Below are 19,876 nucleotides of genomic sequence, written 5' to 3'. Positions count from 1 at the left end.
GCAACCCGCTTTCGCTGGGCAGGCCGCGCCTATAGCAGCGGCTTTCCCGCCATGGCAAGCGCCAAATGATGGAAATTTATGCGATGAATTGTTCGGCGGCGATGCGGTCGTCCAGCGTATGTTCGGGGTCGAACAACAATGTTAGCGGGGTCGCGCGGTCGATGCCGATCTCCACCTGCGCGATGTCGCGCACTTCGCGTTGGTCGGCCACGGCGCTGACCGGTCGCTTCACGGGATCGAGCACGATGAAACGGATGACCGTGTTTTCGGGCAGGATGGCGCCGCGCCACCGTCGGGGACGGAACGGACTGATAGGGGTCAGGGCTACGAGCGCGGACCCCAGCGGCAGGATGGGACCGTGGGCGGATAGATTATAGGCGGTGGAGCCGGCCGGGGTCGCCACCAACACGCCATCGCACACCAGTTCGGGCAACACGGTGCGGCCGTTCACCTGCACCTCCAGCTTGGCGGTCTGGCGGGTTTCGCGCAGCAGGGAGACTTCGTTGATGGCGGGGATGGAGAAACGCTCGCCATCGATCGTATCCACGGTCATGCGCAGCGGATTGACCTTGAAGCTCTTGGCCTTCTCCAGCCGCTGGTCGAGCCGTTCCAGTCGCCATTCGTTCATCAGGAAACCGACAGTGCCCAGGTTCATGCCAAAGATCGGTACGATCCGCCGCCCTTCCAGCATCGAATGGAGCGTCTGGAGCATGAAGCCGTCGCCGCCCAACGCGATGATCATTTCGGCCTGCTCGACGGCCACGAAGTCATAGGCGGCGCGCAGCCGCTCCTCCGCGGCCCGCGCGGCCTGGGTGGGGGACGCGACCAGAGCGCGCCGCGGTTCGCTGCTCATCCGCCGGTAACGCTCATATGCCGCCGCGTGGCGGCGCCTTCGCCTGCGCCGATGCGGAAATCGTGGGCGGCCGGCTTCAACCGCAACGCCCTGTCGATCAGCGGCTCAACGGCGGGCAGGCCGCCTTCGCGCAGGGCCTCCTTGAAGTCGACATGGTCTTCATGGCCCAGGCACATGAATATCTTGCCCTCGCACGTCATGCGGATACGGTTGCAGTCGGCGCAGAAATTCTGGGTGAGCGGGGTGATGACGCCCAGTTTGATGCTCATCCCCTCGACCGCATGATAGCGGGCAGGGCCGCCAGTCCGGTGGGAGAGGGGCGTGAGCGCATGTTCGGCGCGAATGCGGTCGGCGACCAGTGTCAGGGGCAGATAATGGTCGGTGCGATCCTCGCCGGTATCGCCGAGCGGCATGGTTTCGATCAGAGTCAGGTCGAAACCCTGCTCGCCGCACCAGCGCAGCATCGGCAGAATTTCATCGTCATTGACGCCCTTAAGCGCGACCATGTTGATCTTGACCGCAAGCCCCGCGGCACGCGCGGCGTCCAGCCCGACCAAGACCTGATCAATCTTCCCGCCGCGGGTGACATGGGCGAAGCGTTCGGGATCGCGGCTGTCCAGGCTGACATTGATCCGCCGCACGCCCGCATCCGCCAGCATCTCCGCATGATCGACCAGCCGCGTGCCGTTGGTGGTAAGGGTCAACTCATCCAGGCCCGTGCCGATACGCCGTCCGATCCGGCGCACCAGATCGCCGATATCGCGCCGGACCAATGGCTCGCCACCCGTCAGGCGAATCTTGCGGATGCCGCGCGCGATGAAGAGATCGGCCAGCAGCGCGATCTCCTCCAGCGTCAATACCTGATTCTTGGGCAGGAACTGCATCTTTTCCGCCATGCAATAGCGGCAGCGCAAGTCGCAGCGATCGGTCACAGAAATGCGCAGATAGCTGATCCGGCGGCCTAGGCCGTCGGTCATTAGGGGGCGTGAGGGATCGGCCATGGCCATGCCGACTAGCTAGGCGATGGACATGGCCTGCGCAAGCGAAGTTGCGGGGGGCGCAAGAGGTCGGTAACGGCTTGATGCTAAGGCCTGACAACAAGGTGGAGCGATGCGCTGCGCCGGGGGACAGATATAAGTGAGCGGGGATCATACCGCAGACAGCCATCGCAGCCTTTTCATCCTGTCGCCGGGCGATCGCGACGGGCTGTGCCACGCCGCGCAACGGATCGGCTGGCGCGCGATCGGCGCGCGGCGGGCCAAGGACGCGCCACAGCGTTATTTGCATAGCGAGGCGCAGGTCGCGCTGGTCGACCTGCGATCGGGCGGGCAGGCGCAGCGATTGCTGTCGCCGCTGGTGCCGCCGATGGAGGCGGGCGGCGGCGCATTGCTGGTGCTGGTCGATCCGCAGGACCAGGGGCAATTGCCCGCGTTGATGGCTGCGGGGGCGACTCATTATCTGGTGGGGCCGGTGACGGATGCGGCGCTCAACGCCGCTCTGGCGTCGGCGCACCGGCTGGTTGAGCGTGTGGGCGGGGGCGTGGCCCACAACCAGCGCGCCCAGCGGATCAGGCGGGGCGACGCGCTTTATTGGGAATTGACGCGGGCCGGATCGCTGCTGCGGCTCAGCGACAGTCTGGCGCGGCATCTGGACCTGGCCGATTCGCATATCGCCCCGTCGGCCTTGCTGCGGCGATTGCCACGGTCGGAACGGCGAGCGGTGCTGGTCGCACTGAAGGCGATGATCCGCGCCGGTCGTCCCGCTGCGCTGGCGCATGGTGTGCCTGGCCGCCCCGGCCAGCGGCTGGTGCATCATTTGCGGCTGTCGGACGGAGGCTTGGCTGCCGATGTCGAATGGCTGTCGGACGGGCATGACAGGGAAAGCGAGACGCGCGACCATCTGACCGGGCTGCGATCGCGGCAGGCGGCGCTCGATTGGCTGGACCGGCGGGCGGGCCTCGCCACCACCATATTGCTGCTCTCCATCAGTCAATTCGACCGCATGAACGCCGCCTATGGCCAGGTGGTCGGCGACGCGCTGCTGGGGCGGATCGCCCGACGGATCGAGCGGATGGTGGACGATGTCGCGCCCGGCGCAATGGTCGCGCGCATCGCGGGCACCGAATTTCTGATCGGGCTGACCGGTGAGGCGGCCGGCAGCGACCGGGCGACCTTCCTGGCGCGGCAGTTGATTGGCGCGGTCGGACGGCCATTTAGCGCGGGCGATCATCTGATCCGCCTTACCGCCCGGTGCGGGATCGCGCAGGCGCGCGCCGAGGATGACGTGACCCAGTTGCTGCGCCGCGCGGGCACGGCGCTGGCCGATGCGCGGCAGGCGGGCGGCGAGGGCATTCGCATTCTGTCGGCGGAAAAGCACAGCCGTCAGGTGGACGCCGACCGGCTGGAGACGGACCTGCGCCTGGCGCTGGACCGGGGCGAGATCGGCATCGTATTCCAACCGCAATATCCGGTCGATAGCGACAAGATCAGCGGCGTGGAGGCGCTGGCGCGGTGGAACCATCCCCATTATGGGCCGCTGGGGGCGGGCATATTGTTCGCTACCGCCGAACGATCCGACTATATGTTGCCGCTGTCGGCGCATATCCAGGCGGAGGCGCTGCGGCAGGCGGCGGCATGGCCCGGCGCGCTGTCCGACCTGCGCCTGTCGATCAACGTCACGGCGGCGGACATCGCCCAGCCCGGCTTCATGCCCGGCCTGCTGGGGCTGGTCGATCGCAGCGGCTTTCCACGGTCCCGGCTGACGGTGGAGATCACCGAGAGCGGGTTGATCGAGGATGTGGACGCCGCCGCCGCGCTGTTGACCGCGCTGCGGACCGAAGGGTTGGCGGTCGCGATCGACGATTTCGGCACGGGCTATTCCAGCCTTGCCTATCTCAAGAGCCTGCCGCTCGATTTCCTTAAGATCGACAGCGGTCTGGCGCAGGATATTGCGGGCACGGCGCGGGACCGGATCATCGTGCGCGGGGTCATCCACATGGCCAAATCGCTGGGGTTGAAGGTCATCGCCGAAGGGGTGGAGACGGAGGAGCAACTGGATCTGCTCGCCCGTGAAGGGTGCGACTATTATCAGGGCTTCCTGCGCTCGGCAGGGGTGTCGTCCGCCGACCTGGTCAATCTGGTGCTAAAGGGTTAGAATCCTAACAGTGGCCAGAGGGTAATCAGGATGCCCGCCAGACTGGCCAGGAAGATGATGGTGCGGACCACCGGGACGCCCGCCGCATATAGCGGCAGATAGACGACCCTCGCGCCGAGCCAGATCCAACCGCCCATGGCGGTCCATTCGCTGGTTTTGCCCGCCACCACCACGCCGATCAGCGCGACGATGGCGATGGGCAGGGTTTCCTTGAAATTGGCCTCAGCGCGGACGAGACGTCCGGCGAGGGGATGGAGCGGCGGCAGTTTTTCGTCGCGCGCGCCCATATTCCATTTGGGACCATATTGCTTCGTCTTCACATGCGCCGCGGCGAAGATGTGGACCAGCAGCAGGACCATGGACCAGGCGAGGATCGTGATTTCGACGGGCATGATGATATTGTCCCCTTTTGTCAGATCATTTTAGCGCATCTGGATCAGGTAGGACAGAGCGCGCTTGGGTCACAGCGATGCGCCACGGCGAAGTTCACACCGTCGTCGCAAAAATTACAGGCTGGATTTGGCGCTTTTGCGTGGGCCAAGTGCGCCTTAGGTTACAGCGACGTATCTTTGACGCGCCACCAGGGTCATAGCGACGCGCCAGTTGCGCGCCATCCGGGTCACCGGTGACGGTTGCGGATGATCTTCCGTGAGGCTGTTCCATCCGGCGGATAGACCAGAAAAGCGCGACGTAGGGAAGCGGGATGGGATTTTCCCCTCCCGCTTCTACCCCGCCGCCTTGGCCAATCCCTTCGACAATTGCAGCGCGCCGTTCAGGCGGGCTTGCGGGTCGGGCCAGGCGCGGTTGACCACGACCTTGCTGTCGGGACGCAGGCGGGCGACGCCGTCGAGGCGCTGGACATAGGCGACCAGCCCGGCGGGGTTCGGGAAGCGGTCCTCAAAGAAGCTGACCAGCGCGCCCTTTGCGCCCATGTCGATCTTCGAGATGTTCGCGGTCATGCAATTCTGCTTGATTTCGATGATCTTGAGCAGGTTTTGCGTGGGCAGCGGCAGCTTGCCGAAACGGTCGATCAGCTCGGCCGCGAAGGATTCAAGGCCCTGGCGATCCTCGATCTCGTTGATGCGGCGATAGAGGCCCATGCGGAGGTCAAGGTCAGGCACATAATCGTCGGGGATGAGGATGGGCGCGTCGACGCTGATCTGGGGGGAGAAGCTGTCGCTGCGCTTTTCGATACCGACCCCGCCCGCCTTGGCGTCCATGATCGCGTCTTCCAGCATCGACTGGTAGAGTTCGAAGCCGACTTCCTTGATATGGCCCGACTGTTCGTCACCGACCAGATTGCCCGCACCGCGAATGTCGAGATCGTGGGAGGCGAGCTGGAAACCGGCGCCCAGCGTGTCGAGGTCCGACAAGACCTTCAATCGCTTTTCCGCCGTTTCGGTGATGATGCGGTTGGCGGGGGTCGTCATATAGGCATAGGCGCGTGTCTTGGAGCGACCCACGCGGCCGCGTAGCTGGTAGAGCTGGGCCAGGCCGAAACGGTCGGCGCGGTGGATGATGAGCGTGTTGGCGCTGGGGATGTCGAGGCCGGATTCCACGATCGTCGTGGAGAGCAGGACATCGTAGCGCTTGTCGTAGAAGGCGGACATGCGTTCTTCCACTTCGGTCGCGCTCATCTGGCCATGGGCGACGATGGCCTTGATCTCCGGCACTTCGTTGCGCAGGAACTCCTCGATCTCGGTCAGGTCGGCGATGCGGGGGACGACGAAGAAGCTCTGGCCGCCGCGATAATGTTCGCGCAGCAGCGCTTCGCGGATGACGACGCCGTCCCAGGGCATGATGTAGGTGCGGACCGCCAGGCGATCGACCGGCGGGGTCTGGATGACGGACAGTTCGCGCAGGCCCGACATGGCCATTTGCAGCGTGCGCGGGATCGGCGTGGCGGTCAGGGTCAGGACATGGACGTCGGTCTTGAGCGACTTCAGCCGTTCCTTGTGGGTGACGCCGAACCGCTGTTCCTCATCCACGATGACGAGGCCGAGGCGCTTGAATTCCAGCCCCTTGGCCAGCAGCGCATGGGTGCCCACGACGATGTCGACCGTGCCGTCGGCCAGGCCCGCCTTGGTCGCCTTCGCCTCCTTGTCCGGGACGAGGCGGGAGAGGCGGCCGATATTGACGGGGAAGCCGCGAAAACGCTCCTCGAACTGCATATGATGCTGGCGCGCAAGGAGCGTGGTGGGGCAGATGACCACGACCTGCATCCCTGCCATCGCGGCGACGAAGGCGGCGCGGAGCGCGACCTCGGTCTTGCCGAAGCCGACGTCGCCGCAGACGAGGCGATCCATCGGCTTGCCCGACCCCAGATCCTCCACCACGTCGCTGATGGCGCGATCCTGATCTTCGGTTTCCTGATAGGGGAAGCGATCGACGAAGGCGGGGTATCCCGCCTGATCCGGTTCCGCCACGGTGGCGGCGCGCAGGGCGCGTTCGGCGGCGGTCTTGAGCAATTCACCCGCGATTTCGCGGATGCGCTCCTTCATCTTGGCCTTGCGCCGCTGCCACGCTTCGCCGCCCAGTCTGTCGAGGCTGACGCCTTCGTTTTCGGAGCCGTAGCGGGAGAGGACTTCGAGATTTTCGACGGGGACGTAGAGTTTGTCGCCGCCCGCATAGGTCAGCGCGACGCAGTCATGCGCCGCCTTGCTGACCGGAATCTGGGTCAGCCCTTCATAGCGGCCGATGCCATGGTCCATGTGAACGACGAGATCGCCGGGCGAGAGGGTGGCCAGTTCCTGCAGGAAGGCGTCGGCGCTCTTCTTGCGCTTGGCGCGGCGGACGAGGCGGTCGCCGAGCATATCCTGTTCGGTGAGGACGGCGACGTCGGGCGCGGTGAAGCCGTGGTCAAGCGGCAGGACGGTGAGCGTGACGCTGCCACTGGCGGCGGTGCCCAGCGCCTCCTGCCAGCCGTCGGCGGCGGCGAGGCGGGTGACGTCATGGTCGGCGAGCAGGCCCGAAAGACGCTCGCGCGCGCCGACCGAGTAGCTGGCGATGATGACCTTTTTCCTGGTCTTGCGCAGGGCGGCGATATGTTTGCCGACGGCTTCGTAGATGTTCGTATTTTGCGCGCGTTCGGGGGCGAAATCACGCGGGCCGTCGACGGCGAAATCGAGTACGGTCGCGCTTTCCGGTTCACGGAAGGGCGTGGTGCCGTGCATCGGCTTGGTCGCGACGGCCGCGTCCCATTCGGCGGCGCTCAGGTAAAGCAATTCAGGTTTGAGCGGGCGGTAGGAACCGGGATCGGCGGACTTCGCCTGGACGCGGTTGGCATGATAGTCGCGGATCGCCTCGAACCGGTTTTCCGCTGCGCCGGCCACGCCTGGGTCGCGGATCAGAACGGCGTCCTCGCCCAGATGATCGGCGAGCGGGACGAGCTTTTCCTCGAACAGCGGCAGCCAATGTTCCATGCCCGCGAGCCGGCGGCCGTCGCTGACCGCCTGATAGAGCGGGTCGCCGGTCGCAGTCGCGCCGAAGGTTTCGCGATAGCGGCTCCGGAAACGCTTGATCGTGTCTTCGTCCAGCAGCGCTTCAGAGGCGGGGAGAAGGGTGAAGCCGTCGACATTTTCGATCGTGCGCTGGTCTGCGGGATCGAAACGGCGGACGGTTTCGATCTCGTCGCCGAAGAAATCGAGGCGCAGCGGCATGTCCTCGCCACCGGGGAAGAGATCGACGATGCCGCCGCGAATGGCGAATTCGCCCCGGTCGTGGACCGTGTCGGTGCGGACATAGCCGTTCGCTTGGAGCATCTGCGCCAGCGTCTGGATAGCAATCCGTTCCTTGGGCGCAAGTTTGGCGACCAACTGCCGAACGCGGAACGGGGTGAGCGTGCGCTGGGTCATGGCGGCCAGCGTGGTGAGGACCAGTTGCGGGCCTTTGGGCCTGGCTTGCAGGGCATGGAGACCGGCGAGGCGGGCGGAGGCGGCGCGCAGCGAGGGGCTGGCGCGGTCGTAGGGCAGGCAGTCCCAGGCGGGAATTTCGATGATCTCGATCTCTGGCGCGAAATAATGCGCCGTGTCCGCGACCGCGCGCATCAACTGCTCGTCGGAGGCGATGAAGACCGCGCGATTGCCCGCAGCCCCCGCGGCGCGGGCGATGTCGGCGAGCAGCCAGGGCTGGAACCCCGCGGGAACGCCCGACAGGGTGAGGGGCGCCGTGGCCTTCAGGATGGTCTGGAGATCGGTCATATCTGGCTGTCCGGTCCTCTCCTCGATTGCTCCCCTCCCGCTTGCGGGAGGGGTCGGGGGAGGGCTTGTAAAGGATGGGAAGAGACAGACCCTCCCCTAACCCCTCCCGCAAGCGGGAGGGGGACTTGTCAGTTCTCGATTTTCACGAAATCGAGCTTCAGGAACTTGTCCATCATCGGCCCTTTCCATTCGTCCGGCACCGGGATGGTGCCCAGCGCCCATCCGATGATGTCGGCATCCTGCTCGTCCATGAAGCGTTCGAACCAGGCAATCTCCTCGGCGTTCCATTCGGCGTGATAGCGTTCGAAGAAGCCACCGACCGCATAATCCGATTCGCGTGTGCCGCGGTGCCAGGCCCGAAATTTCAGGCGGCGCATCAGGGGATCGTCGTTCACAATTTGTTCCTTTTGCGGGCATGGCAAAATGGCCGATCGGGGATTTGTATGACCGCCCCCGCTCAGCTACAGGCAGCCAGATAGACATGCGACCCGATATTCTCAATCCGCTCTTTGCCGAAATATCCCTGTTCAAGGGGATCGGCCCCGCTCTGGCCCGGCCGCTGGAGCGGCTGGGGCTGGCGCGCGCGGTCGATGTGGCCTTTCACTTGCCGGTCAGCTGGGTCGATCGGCACCTGACCGACCGGCTCGACATGGCGGACGCCGGGCGGGTAGTCGGGATCGAACTGACGCCGGTCGATTATCGCGCCAGCGGCAGCGCACGTGCGCCGTTCCGGGTCGATGCGGTCGATCGCTATGGCAATCATGTCGCGCTGGTCTATTTCGGGAAGAATAGCGGATGGCCGCGCAAGCTGTTGCCGCTGGGCGAGCCGAAATATATCTCCGGCAAGCTGGAGGCCTATGGCGATACGCTCCAGATCGTTCATCCCGATGTGCTGGCGCCTGAGGATGCGCATATGCTCCCGGCGCGCGAACCGGTCTATGGGCTGTCCGAAGGGCTGACCAACAACCGGATGCGCGATCTGGTGGGGCAGGCGCTGACGCGGGCGCCGGAGTTGCCGGAATGGATCGAGCCGAGCCTGCTGGCGCGCAAGGATTGGCCGGCGTGGCGCGAGGCGCTGGCGCGGGTCCATGCCGATCCGGCGGACGCCATGGCCCGCGCGCGGCTCGCCTATGACGAGATTTTCGCCGGGCAACTGGCGCTGATGCTGGTGCGGCAATCGTCGCGGCGGCGGCGGGGCGTGAGAATCGAAGGCGACGGACGGCTGCGCGATATGCTCAAGCTGCCGTTCGCGCCCACGGGCGCGCAGCGGCGCGCGACGGCCGAGATTGAGGGCGATATGGCGCAGGCGACGCCGATGCTGCGGCTGCTTCAGGGCGATGTCGGATCGGGCAAGACCTTGGTGGCGCTGATGGCGCTGCTCAATGCAGTCGAGGCCGGGATGCAGGGCGCGATGCTGGCGCCGACCGAGATATTGGCGCGGCAACATTATGAGACGCTGCGCAAGATGGCTTCGGGCCTGCCGATCGCAATCGCGATCCTGACCGGGCGGGACAAGGGCAAGGCGCGCGAAGCCACGTTGATGGGGCTGGCGGACGGGAGCATCGACATATTGGTCGGCACCCACGCGATCTTTCAGGAGGCGGTGCAGTATAAGGCGTTGGGGCTGGCGGTGATCGACGAGCAGCATCGCTTTGGCGTGGCGCAGCGGATGATGCTGGCGAGCAAGGCGGAACGATCGCCGCATCTGCTGGTGATGACGGCGACGCCGATCCCGCGCACGCTCACGCTGACCTATTATGGCGAGATGGAAGTCTCCCGACTGGACGAGATGCCGCCGGGGCGCCAGCCGATCCAGACTTTGGTGATGGCCGCCACGCGGCTGGACGAGGTGGTGGAGGCGCTGGCTCGCCATGTCGAGGGCGGGGGGCAGGCCTATTGGGTGTGTCCACTGGTCGAGGAGAGCGAGACGAGCGATCAGGCCGCGGCGGAAATGCGGGCGGAATCGCTGCGCGAGCGGTTCGGCGCGCGGGTGGGGCTGGTCCATGGCCGGATGAAGGGGCCGGACAAGGATGCGGCGATGGAGGCCTTCGCCGCCAATCGGACGCAGATATTGGTAGCGACGACGGTGATCGAAGTGGGCGTGGACGTGCCCAATAGCAGCCTGATCATCATCGAGGGGGCGGATCGGTTCGGCCTTGCCCAGTTGCACCAGTTGCGCGGGCGCGTGGGGCGCGGCGACAAGCCGTCGACCTGCCTGCTGCTGCGCGGCAATGCGCTGGGCGAGACGTCGCGCGCTCGGCTGGCGCTGATGCGCGAGACGAATGACGGGTTCCGGATCGCGGAGGCGGACCTGGAACTGCGTGGCGCGGGCGAAGTGCTGGGCACGCGGCAGTCGGGCGAAGCGGCGTTGAAGGTCGCGACCCCGGAGCATGTCGCGGCGCTGGTGGATAGCGCGCGGGACGACGCGCATCTGCTGATCGAGCGGGACGGCGGACTGGACAGCGCGCGGGGGCAGGCGGCGCGGACGTGCCTCTATCTGTTCGAGAAGGATGCGGCTGTGGGGTTGCTCAGGGGGGGGTAGTTGGAAGCGGGGTGGGTGTCGGGAAACGACCATTTGTTGCCGTTCGATCGGCGTTTATCCCTTCCCGATTGCGGACATAGTGCCGAGCGTTAGAATGCTCCTATGAGGGACACCATCATCGGCTTCGCTGCGCTATTTGGCAGCGCGATCTTCGCTTGGCATCTGATTGCCGGATGGAAGTCTGGGGACATGGATGTTCCCGTCACGAGCTTTGTTCGCGGCCACCGAGTTCGCAGCCCTGCTCTGTTTTGGTTTTGCGCCCTTTACAACCTGCTATTCCTTGTGGGTGGAGTCTTCATCCTCGGCAATTCGCTTGGGCTATACAGTCTGTAACTGCGCGGTTCCGCTTCTCAGCCGTCCGTCCGCTCCCCACCCTTTCTCGTCATTCCCGCGAAGGCGGGAATCCATCTCCTGATCTCGCGCCAAGTACCAAGCTGGGGAGATGGATCCCCGCCTGCGCGGGGATGACGGTGGATGGGGCATGCCGCACCTGCGAAACAAATCCTCACGCCGTCGCGTTGGCCCCGCATGACCGACATCAGCTTGACCCATATCACATCGACCGCCGCCTTTTCGATTTTGGCCGCAGTGGTGTCCGCGTTCCTGATCCACTGGGCGCTCTATGCGGTCGCGCTGCGGGTCGTGCGGCGGCGGATGGATCCGGTGTTGTTGCCCGCGATTTTCCAGCCGACGCGGTGGCTGGTGGTGTTGCTGGCGCTGGGGGCGGGGTTGCAGCCGCTCGACATGGGGCGGCGGGTCGAGGGGCTTTGGTCGATCGGGTCGAAGATGGTGTTTGCGCTGCTGGTCGGCTGGCTGCTGCTGCGGCTGATGCGTGCGACGCGGGTGATGATCGAGCGCGGCGCGGATATCAATGCTGAGGATAATCTCAAAGCGCGCAAGCGACATACGCGGGTGCGTATCCTCTATCGTATCGCGCAGAGTATCGTCGCGGTGCTGGTGATCGCGATGATGCTGATGGCGATTCCCGGCGTGCGGACGATCGGCGTGACGCTGGCGGCGTCGGCGGGGCTGGTCGGCCTGGCGGTGGGTGCGGCGGCGCAACCGGCGCTCAAAAATCTGATCGCGGGCATCCAGATGGCCTTTTCCGAGCCGATCCGGCTGGACGATGTGGTGATCGTTGAGGGGGAATGGGGGCGGATCGAGGATATCACGCTGACCTATGTCGTGGTGCGCATATGGGATGACCGGCGGATGGTGGTGCCGGTGTCCTATTTCCTGGAAAAGCCGTTCCAGAACTGGACCACCAGGACGTCCGACCTGTTGGGCACGGTGTTCCTCTACGTCGATCCGACCGCCGATATCGAGCGTATCCGCACCCGGTTCGTGGAGGCGGTGCAGGCGAACGCGCGCTGGGACGGGCGGGTCGCAATCTTGCAGGTGACGGATCATCGCGCCGACGCGCTGGAACTGCGCGGACTGCTGAGCGCGCGCAATGCGGGCATCGCGTTCGACCTGCGCTGCGAGGTGCGGGAAGCGATGCTGACATTCCTGCGCACCGACATGCCCGAAGCGCTGGTGCGCGGGCGTCAGCGGGTGGAGGCGGGCGAGGGCTTTGCCCGGCCCGATTTCCCCAGCCTCGATGCAGCCGCTACCAGGCCGTCCGGCGCGGCGGGATGATCGAGAGCATCGCATCATAGATTTTGGGGGAAATCGGCTCGTAAAATTCCATGCCGACCCGACCATCCTCGACCCAGCGTATCTCAGCAGGATAGTCTTTGAGGATCGGCAACCAGATGCTGACCCGCTCGCCCTGCGACAAGGGGCTGTCGCTGCGGCACATCAGGCCGAGCGCGGAGATGTTGATGATCCGCACGCCATGGCTGCGCCCCTGCGCCGTCACATGGCTGACCATATCGACCAGTTCGCGCTGCGCACGGCGTTGATCGACCGCAGGGTCGCGCGAGCGCAGCACATGGCCGAGATTGGCAAAGACGGAAGACGACATGGTCCGCAGCCTAAGCAGTTGAAAATGGACGATTTGATAGGAAGGAGTGTTAATGATGGGCTAACGCTGTTTTGACCTTCGGCCAAATCATGTGTGCTCCCGCCTGCGCGGGAACACATTGTTGTTACGCGACGACCAACCCGTGTTTCTTCGCGCCGAAACTCAGCCTGTCACCGGGCGTGAGCGTAAGAGCGGGGTCGGTGACGACATCGCCATTCACCCGGATCGCGCCTTCGGTCAGCTTGCGGCGCACTTCCTTGTTGGAGGTGGCGAATCCCAGGCCGGTTATCGCCTGCACGATGGTCAGGCTCTCCGCGCCGAGGCTGACCGTCGGCAGGTTGGCGTCCGACGCGCCTTCCTCGAAAGTTTTGCGCGCCGTTTCGGCGGCCGCGGTCGCAGCTTCCTCACCGTGGGCCATGGCGGTCGCGGCATGGGCGAGGATCTTCTTCGCCTCGTTGATTTCTGCTCCTTCCAGCGCCTCCAGCCGGGCGATCTCGTCCAGCGGCAGGTCGGTGAACAGCGCCAGGAAACGGCCGACATCGGCATCCTGCGTGTTGCGCCAGAATTGCCAATAATCATAGGGCGCCAGCGCGTCGGCGTTCAGCCACACCGCGCCGTTCATGGTCTTGCCCATCTTTCCGCCATCCGCCGTGGTGATGAGCGGACTGGTCAGGCCGAAGACCTGCGTGCCATCGACCCGGCGCGACAATTCGATGCCGTTGACGATATTGCCCCACTGGTCGGAGCCGCCCATCTGTAGACGGCAGGCCGAGCGGCGCGACAGTTCCAGAAAGTCGTAGGCCTGCAGGATCATATAGTTGAATTCGAGGAAGGACAGCGACTGTTCGCGGTCCAGCCGTGTCTTGACCGAATCGAAGCTGAGCATCCGGTTGACCGAAAAATGCTGGCCGATGTCGCGCAGGAACGGGATATATTCCAGGGCGTCGAGCCAGTCGGCATTATCGACCATCACAGCGTCTGTCGGGCCGTCACCAAAGGTCAGGAAGCGTTCGAACACCCGCTTGATGCTGGCGATGTTGGACGAGATCGTGTCGCCGGTCATCAGCTTGCGGGCTTCGTCCTTGAAGCTGGGGTCGCCGATCTTGCCTGTGCCGCCGCCCATCAGAACGATCGGCTTGTGACCGGCCTGCTGCATCCGGCGCAACATCATGATCTGGACCAGGCTGCCGACATGGAGCGACGGGGCAGTCGGATCGAAGCCGATATAACCGGGCACCACCTGGCTTTTAGCAAGGGCGTCCAGCCCCCCCGCATCGGTCAACTGGTGGATGTAGCCGCGCGTGTCGAGCAGGCGCAGGAGATCGGACTGATAGTTGCTCATGGCGCGCGCCTGTAGCATTGCGGTTGCGACTGTTAAAGAGGCGGAGTCTTCGATCATGCTAGCAATCGGCCTGATGTCCGGCACATCGCGCGACGGAATCGACGCGGCGCTGATCGAAACGGACGGCGAAGGGCAAGCCCACGCGGTCGAATTTCACGCCATGGCTTATGATGACGGCTTCCGCGTGCGCCTAGCCGAAGCGTGTCGACGTGCGATGGCGATGGAGAAGCCGGGGTTCGAACCGCTGCTGGCGTCGGTCGAGGCGGAACTGACCGAGCGGCATGTGCAGGTGGTCGCCGACCTGCTGGGGCGCAGCGGGCATATAGCGGAGGATGTGACGGTGATCGGCTTTCACGGCCATACCGTCGCGCATCGGCCCGACCGGGGCTGGACGTGGCAGATTGGCGACGGCGCTGGGCTGGCGGGGGCGTTCGGCATAGCGGTGGTCGCCGATCTGCGCAGCGCCGATGTGGCCGCGGGCGGACAGGGCGCGCCGCTGATGCCGGTCTATCACCGGGCGCTGGCGGCGGGGCTGGACAAGCCAGCGGCGGTGCTGAACCTGGGCGGGGTGGCGAACATCACCTTCATCGGGTCGGACGGGACGTTGATCGCGTTCGACACTGGCATGGCGAGCGGGCTGATCGACAATTGGATGCAGACGCATGGCGATGCCGCTTATGATGCGGGCGGGGCCTGCGCCGCGCGGGGGCGGCCGGATGACGCGCGGCTGGCGGCGATGATGGCCGACCCCTGGTTCGACGCGCCGCCGCCCAAGAGCATCGATCGCGAGCAGTTCAGCATTGATGTGGTGCGGGGATTATCATTGGAGGATGGCGCGGCGACGCTGACGGCCTTCACCGCGGCGGCGGTGGCGCGCGCGGTCGATCATCTGCCACAGCGGCCGGCGGCGATCCATGTCGCGGGTGGCGGACGGCATAATGCGACGCTGATGGCGATGCTGGCGGAGCGGACCGGGGCGGCGATACTATCGGTCGACGGGCTGGGATGGGACGGTGACGCGCTGGAGGCGCAGGGTTTCGCCTATATGGCGGTGCGGCGCCTGAAGGGGCTGCCGATCAGCTTTCCGGGGACGACCGGCGCGCCGGAGGCGATGACGGGCGGAGTGTTGTTTTCGGCATGAAAAGCGACCTTGCCCGAACGGCGGGCAAGGTCGTCATTGAAAATCAGGCGATCGTTTTGTCGATCTGGAGAACTTCGTCCTTCTGCATCGCCGCAAGCGCATTGTCGATTTGGGCCAGCGCGGCGTCGCGCTTTGCAATCAGGTCCAGCCGTTGGGCCAGCATGTCGAAGGGAGGGCCTCCAGCGTCGGTCACGATCTTGCTCGGATTGCCGCCATTTTTGCGTATCGTATCGATCGCGCTGTCGATGCTGTTCAGGACTGTGTCGAACTGACTGGCGACCTCCAGGCGTTTGGTCTGAAGGCTATCGACATGACATTGGAATAGGGCAGCCGTGCGTTCCGCCGCAACCTCTTTTTGCCGATTGGCGAGCGCCATGGCGTCAGCGCCCAAGGCGTCTCCGCGCTCCTTCAGTTTTTCCGCTTCTACTATGATGTTACGGAGCGTGACTTCGGGAATCTTCACGAACCATTCCTTGCGATCTGGATGAATTTCGGGAATGTCCATCGTGAAATCTGTACGCTCCATGCGGGTTTCCGGGATGTGCATCTTGATTTCCTGTCGCCGCATTTCGGTGACGGGGACATGGGTGATGATGTCCTTCCATTTGACGGTGCATTTGGGGATCAGGCCACCGCTGCATTTGAATTCCGGATATTGGCCAACCTTTTTCGCGCGCATGACGACAGTTGGATTGTCCCACGACAGCGTTCGCAGGTTCATGGTGACCTGCGGAATGTCCAACGCCATTGCTTTGGTTTTCATTATAACCGTTGGAATGTCGAACACCCACCGTTGCTCCACCATCTTGATATCGACGGTGCCGGACAGTTCGGCCTTGCCCGCATCCCCCTGAATGCTGTTCGATCGATCATTAAGGTCGCTTTGATCCTTGGCAAATATCTGGGCGACGTCATTGACGGCATCTTCCTGAGCCTTGCAGGCGTTGGCCTGCGCCCATGTCGGGACTGGAAGTGAAAGTGCAAGTGAAGAAATGATGTGTAGTACTCGCATGAGTCTTCTCCCACCTATTATGGCAGAAAAAGGCTGATCCTTTATTTATATACTAACAATGGGAGTTTGAACCGATTTCATCGGATCCACCAGCTATTGATCTTCATATTCCAGAATGGATCAATCTATCTTTTGCGCGTCAGTTCGCGCATCGCCGCGTCGATACCCTGAATCGTCAGCGGATACATGCGATCGTTCATCAACTCACGGATCATCTTCGTCGACTGGCTATAGCCCCAATGGGCTTCGGCCGCCGGGTTGAGCCACACGCAGGCGGGATAGGTGTGGGTGACGCGATGAAGCCATACCGCGCCGGCTTCCGGGTTCATATGTTCGACAGATCCGCCGGGCTGGGCGATCTCATAAGGGCTCATCGCCGCGTCGCCGACGAAGATGACCTTATAATCATGGCCATATTTGTGGAGGATATCCCAAGTCGAAATCCGCTCGGCAAAGCGGCGGCGATTATCTTTCCACACGCCTTCGTAGAGGCAGTTATGGAAATAGAAAAATTCCATATTCTTGAATTCACCCGTGGCGGCGGAGAAAAGCTCCTCGCACAGCGTCACAAACGGGTCCATCGATCCGCCGACGTCCAGAAAGAGCAGCAGCTTGACCGCATTATGCCGTTCGGGCCGCATCCGAATGTCGAGCCAGCCCTGCCGCGCGGTGCCGCGGATGGTTTCATCCAAATCCAGTTCGTCCGCCGCGCCTTCCCGCGCGAAGCGGCGCAAGCGGCGTAGCGCGACTTTGATATTGCGGGTGCCCAATTGCTTGGCGTTGTCGAGATTGGCGAAGTCCCGCTTTTCCCACACCTTGATCGCGCGCTTGTGCCGGGATTCGCCGCCGATCCGCACGCCTTCCGGGTTGTAGCCGCCATTGCCGAAGGGGGAGGTGCCGCCAGTGCCGATCCACTTGCTGCCGCCCTGGTGCCGGCCCTGCTGTTCGTCCAGCCGCTCTTTCAACGTCTTCATGATCTCGTCCCAGTCGCCCAGGGATTTGATCTTTTCCATTTCCTCAGGACTGAGGAATTTCTCGGCGACCAGGCGTAGCCAATCTTCGGGTATATCCGCCTCGACCCCGTCCTGGCCCAGCACGCCCTTGAAGACCTTGGCGAACACCTGGTCGAACCGGTCGAGCAGCCCTTCGTCCTTCACATAAGTGGCGCGGGCGAGATAATAGAAATCCTCCGGCCGCCGCGCGATGACGTCGCGTTCGAGCGCTTCGAGCAGCAGCAGATGCTCCTTGATGCTGGCTTGGATGCCGGCGGCGCGGAGCGCGTCTAGAAAATTGAGCAGCATGGATCGCTTGTCGTCCACCGCGCGCAGCGATGCAAGCCGCCGTCGCTGCAAAGTTGTTCGAATATTAAGTGTTGCAGCGCATGGTTAATCCGTCACTATCCACGGCACAAAGATGAGCAGGGGCGCGCTTGGAAAACAGGGACTTGTTGGCTGATCTTGGAGAAAGGTCGGGCGACATCGCATTGCAGTGCAGCGAGACGGCCGGATATTTGAGCGAGTTGAACCGCCGTATCCAGGGCGATTCGGCGCATCTGGCGAAATTGCAGGCCAATATGGAAACGCTGGCCGCGAGCCAGAATGAGAGCGTCGCCGCGGCGCAGGAATTGAGCCTGACCGCCCGACGCGCCGGCCGGATCATCGCCGATGGGCATGACGTGATCGGCCTGTCACTGGGCGAGGTGGCGGCGTTGGTGGAGCATGTCACCGGGCTGGAGGGGCATTTGCGCCAATTCCTTACCGTGATCGAGGCGGCGGGCGATATTTCGGAAGAACTGGGCGCGATCGCGCGCCAGACCCGGATGCTGGGGGTTAACGCCGCGATCGAGGCGGCGCGCGGAGGCGCGGCGACTCAGGGCTTCGCCGTGGTCGCGGACGAGATCAGGCGGCTGGCGGGGCAGGCGGGCGAGTCAGCGGCGTCGGCCGGCGACAAACTGACCCAGTTGGACCGGGATGCGCGCCACCTGATCGGCGGGGTCGAGGCCAATATCGTGCGCGGCCGGGGGGCGGGCGCGCATATCGACCGACTGCGCCTGGGCATGGCGGAGATCGCTTCGCTGGTCACCCAGTTTGGCGAGCGGTCGGGCGCTATCGTCGCCTGCACCGACGCGGCCGATGGCGACGTCAATGCGTTGCGCCATGGGCTGGCGGCGTTCAGCCGGTCGGCCAGCGACAGCGCGGCGCGGGTCGACAGCGCACGCGAGCAACTCGAAGGGCTGGAGGGTATGGCCAACGCCATGCTCAACACCGCCGCGCATGGGCCGCAGAAGACACGCAACAGCCGCTATATCGCTTTGGCGGAGGATGGCGCGGAAGAGGTCGGCGCCTTGATCGAACAGGCGTTGCAAAAGGGGGAGATCAGCCCGTCGCAACTGTTCGACACCGATTACCGCGCGATCGAAGGATCGGCGCCCACCCAATATCTCAACGGCTTCACCAATTTCGCGGACGGGATGTTGCGGCCGGTGCTGGATCGCCGCACCAGCGAGGACAACGCGATCGTGGGCTGCTGCCTGCTCGACATGAACGGCTATCTGCCTACCCATATTAGCGCGCGCTGCCAGCCGCAGCGGCCAGGCGCCCCTGACTGGAACATGGAAAATGCCCGCAACCGGCAGATTTTCATGGATAGCCAGACCCGTCGCGCCTTGCAGGAGGAGGGCGACTTCTTCCTCTACACCTATCGGCAGGATCTGGGCGAAGGCCGCTACCGCGCGCTGCGCAGCGTGTTCGTGCCGCTGATGTTCAGCGGGCGGCGCTGGGGACTATATGAGGTGGGCTATCTGATCTGAGGATTTCGCGCCGCCGTTGTGGATGCGCGACACCAGCACGAAGGAGATGATGATGAGCATATACCAACTGCCCAGCTTGGCGACGCTGACCATCTGCCAGCCATGGCGCTGGTCGGGATAGGTCCAGGCGTTGGCGAAAGTGCCGATATTTTCCGCAAACCAGATGAACAGGGCGACGAGGAAGAAGCCAAAAAGTAGCGGCATCCGCCGCGGCGCGCGCCAGGGCGTAAAGATGATCCAGGTGCGGCCAAATAGCAGGACGGCGGCTGCAAACAGGGCGAGCCGGATATCGGGCAGCCAATGATGGGCGAAGAAATTGACGTAGATGGCGCCAGCCAACAACATCGTTGCCCAGACCGGGGGATAATGGAGGAAGCGGAAATCGAAAATGCGCCAGATACGGGCGATATAGCTGCCCACCGCCGCATACATGAATCCTGAAAAGAGCGGTACCGGACCGACATGAAGCAGGCTGGCCTCCGGATAGATCCACGAACCGGCATGAGTCTTGAACAATTCCATGATCGTGCCAATCAGGTGGAAGGCGAAGATGACCTTCGCCTCGTCCCAGCTTTCGAGCCGGAAGCCCAGCATCGCGGCCTGAATGAAGAGCGCCGCCAACGTCAGGAAATCATAGCGATGGAGGTATGCGCCGGACGGGTAGAAAAGGTGCGTAGCCAGCAGGAGCGCCAGCATCAAGCCGCCGAACAGGCACGCCCAGCCCTGCTTGAAGCCGAAAAGAAGAAATTCGAACGCCCATGCCGCTGGACCGGGCGATATGCTGATCGCTTCCAGACGGCCGCGGATACGGGCGAAGCGGGTCGCGTCTGTCGGCTGATTCATCCCGGCATGTTAAAGC

16 protein-coding genes are annotated in these 19,876 nt (G+C 64.0%); 6 read left to right on the top strand and 10 right to left on the bottom strand.

The features are described 5' to 3' along the window. Window positions 1-76 precede the first annotated feature (76 nt). Together V473_RS09960 and moaA are read right to left on the bottom strand one after the other, a co-directional pair. Entirely contained in the window at window positions 77-853 is a 777-nt protein-coding gene (locus tag V473_RS09960; RefSeq protein ID WP_066603285.1) for an NAD kinase, read from the bottom strand. Beyond that, on the bottom strand, window positions 850-1,860 hold the full coding sequence (moaA, locus tag V473_RS09955) for a GTP 3',8-cyclase MoaA (RefSeq protein ID WP_066603282.1): 1,011 nt from the start codon (window positions 1,858-1,860) through the stop codon (window positions 850-852). The genes V473_RS09960 and moaA overlap by 4 nt, the downstream gene beginning before the upstream one ends. A 130-nt stretch (window positions 1,861-1,990) precedes the next feature. On the opposite strand from moaA, the gene V473_RS09950 reads away from it, so the two are divergent. Beyond that, window positions 1,991-4,006: a putative bifunctional diguanylate cyclase/phosphodiesterase gene (locus tag V473_RS09950; protein ID WP_066603280.1), complete on the top strand. Its 2,016-nt coding sequence runs from the start codon at window positions 1,991-1,993 to the stop codon at window positions 4,004-4,006. On the opposite strand, the gene V473_RS09945 is transcribed toward V473_RS09950, so the two are convergent. The 3 genes from V473_RS09945 to V473_RS09935 all read right to left on the bottom strand — a co-directional run bounded on the left by V473_RS09945 (window position 4,003) and on the right by V473_RS09935 (window position 8,600). Next, window positions 4,003-4,398, bottom strand: a complete 396-nt coding sequence (locus V473_RS09945) for an MAPEG family protein (RefSeq protein WP_066603278.1) — start codon at window positions 4,396-4,398, stop codon at window positions 4,003-4,005. The genes V473_RS09950 and V473_RS09945 overlap by 4 nt on opposite strands. A 333-nt stretch (window positions 4,399-4,731) precedes the next feature. Continuing rightward, entirely contained in the window at window positions 4,732-8,205 is a 3,474-nt protein-coding gene (gene mfd / locus V473_RS09940) for a transcription-repair coupling factor (protein WP_066603275.1), read from the bottom strand. 128 nt (window positions 8,206-8,333) lie between these two features. Beyond that, on the bottom strand, window positions 8,334-8,600 hold the full coding sequence (locus tag V473_RS09935; RefSeq protein ID WP_066603273.1) for an FAD assembly factor SdhE: 267 nt from the start codon (window positions 8,598-8,600) through the stop codon (window positions 8,334-8,336). 86 nt (window positions 8,601-8,686) lie between these two features. Between V473_RS09935 and recG the strand changes: the two genes are divergently transcribed. From recG to V473_RS09920, 3 genes are all read left to right on the top strand, one after another. Further along, window positions 8,687-10,747 (top strand): ATP-dependent DNA helicase RecG, encoded by a 2,061-nt coding sequence (gene recG, locus V473_RS09930; RefSeq protein ID WP_066603258.1) that lies wholly within the window; start codon window positions 8,687-8,689, stop codon window positions 10,745-10,747. Between the two features lie 102 nt (window positions 10,748-10,849). Further along, on the top strand, window positions 10,850-11,080 hold the full coding sequence (locus V473_RS09925; RefSeq protein WP_066603254.1) for a hypothetical protein: 231 nt from the start codon (window positions 10,850-10,852) through the stop codon (window positions 11,078-11,080). 195 nt (window positions 11,081-11,275) lie between these two features. Continuing rightward, entirely contained in the window at window positions 11,276-12,385 is a 1,110-nt protein-coding gene (locus V473_RS09920; RefSeq protein WP_066603252.1) for a mechanosensitive ion channel family protein, read from the top strand. Here the strand turns inward: V473_RS09920 and V473_RS09915 are convergent. Both V473_RS09915 and tyrS read right to left on the bottom strand, forming a co-directional pair. After that, a complete protein-coding gene (locus V473_RS09915; RefSeq protein WP_066603250.1) occupies window positions 12,357-12,713 on the bottom strand; it encodes a PilZ domain-containing protein in 357 nt (118 codons plus the stop codon). The two genes, V473_RS09920 and V473_RS09915, sit on opposite strands and share 29 nt — an antisense overlap. Window positions 12,714-12,837: 124 nt before the next feature. Beyond that, on the bottom strand, window positions 12,838-14,055 hold the full coding sequence (tyrS, locus tag V473_RS09910; protein WP_066605449.1) for a tyrosine--tRNA ligase: 1,218 nt from the start codon (window positions 14,053-14,055) through the stop codon (window positions 12,838-12,840). A 55-nt stretch (window positions 14,056-14,110) separates the two neighbouring features. Here tyrS and V473_RS09905 point away from each other — a divergent pair, with 55 nt between their 5' ends. Further along, entirely contained in the window at window positions 14,111-15,196 is a 1,086-nt protein-coding gene (locus V473_RS09905; protein WP_066603244.1) for an anhydro-N-acetylmuramic acid kinase, read from the top strand. A 43-nt stretch (window positions 15,197-15,239) separates the two neighbouring features. Here the strand turns inward: V473_RS09905 and V473_RS09900 are convergent, their stop codons facing one another. Continuing rightward, on the bottom strand, window positions 15,240-16,208 hold the full coding sequence (locus V473_RS09900; protein WP_066603242.1) for a hypothetical protein: 969 nt from the start codon (window positions 16,206-16,208) through the stop codon (window positions 15,240-15,242). 125 nt (window positions 16,209-16,333) lie between these two features. Then, the gene (locus V473_RS09895; protein WP_066605447.1) at window positions 16,334-17,509 is read right to left on the bottom strand and encodes a vWA domain-containing protein; all 1,176 of its coding nucleotides are present in this window, start codon (window positions 17,507-17,509) and stop codon (window positions 16,334-16,336) included. Window positions 17,510-17,652: 143 nt separating this feature from the next. On the opposite strand from V473_RS09895, the gene V473_RS09890 reads away from it, so the two are divergent. Next, a complete protein-coding gene (locus tag V473_RS09890; RefSeq protein WP_201785495.1) occupies window positions 17,653-19,017 on the top strand; it encodes a methyl-accepting chemotaxis protein in 1,365 nt (454 codons plus the stop codon). On the opposite strand, the gene V473_RS09885 is transcribed toward V473_RS09890, so the two are convergent. Next, window positions 18,991-19,860 carry a DUF817 domain-containing protein gene (locus V473_RS09885; protein WP_066603236.1) on the bottom strand — a complete coding sequence of 290 codons (870 nt, stop codon included), beginning with the start codon at window positions 19,858-19,860 and terminating at the stop codon, window positions 18,991-18,993. The two genes, V473_RS09890 and V473_RS09885, sit on opposite strands and share 27 nt — an antisense overlap. Window positions 19,861-19,876: the final 16 nt, after the last annotated feature.

Source organism: Sphingobium cupriresistens LL01 (genome assembly GCF_001046645.1).
Taxonomy (GTDB): Bacteria; Pseudomonadota; Alphaproteobacteria; order Sphingomonadales; family Sphingomonadaceae; genus Sphingobium; species Sphingobium cupriresistens.
Note: the sequence above shows the minus strand (reverse complement) of the source record. Positions and strands in the feature narration are given on the sequence as shown.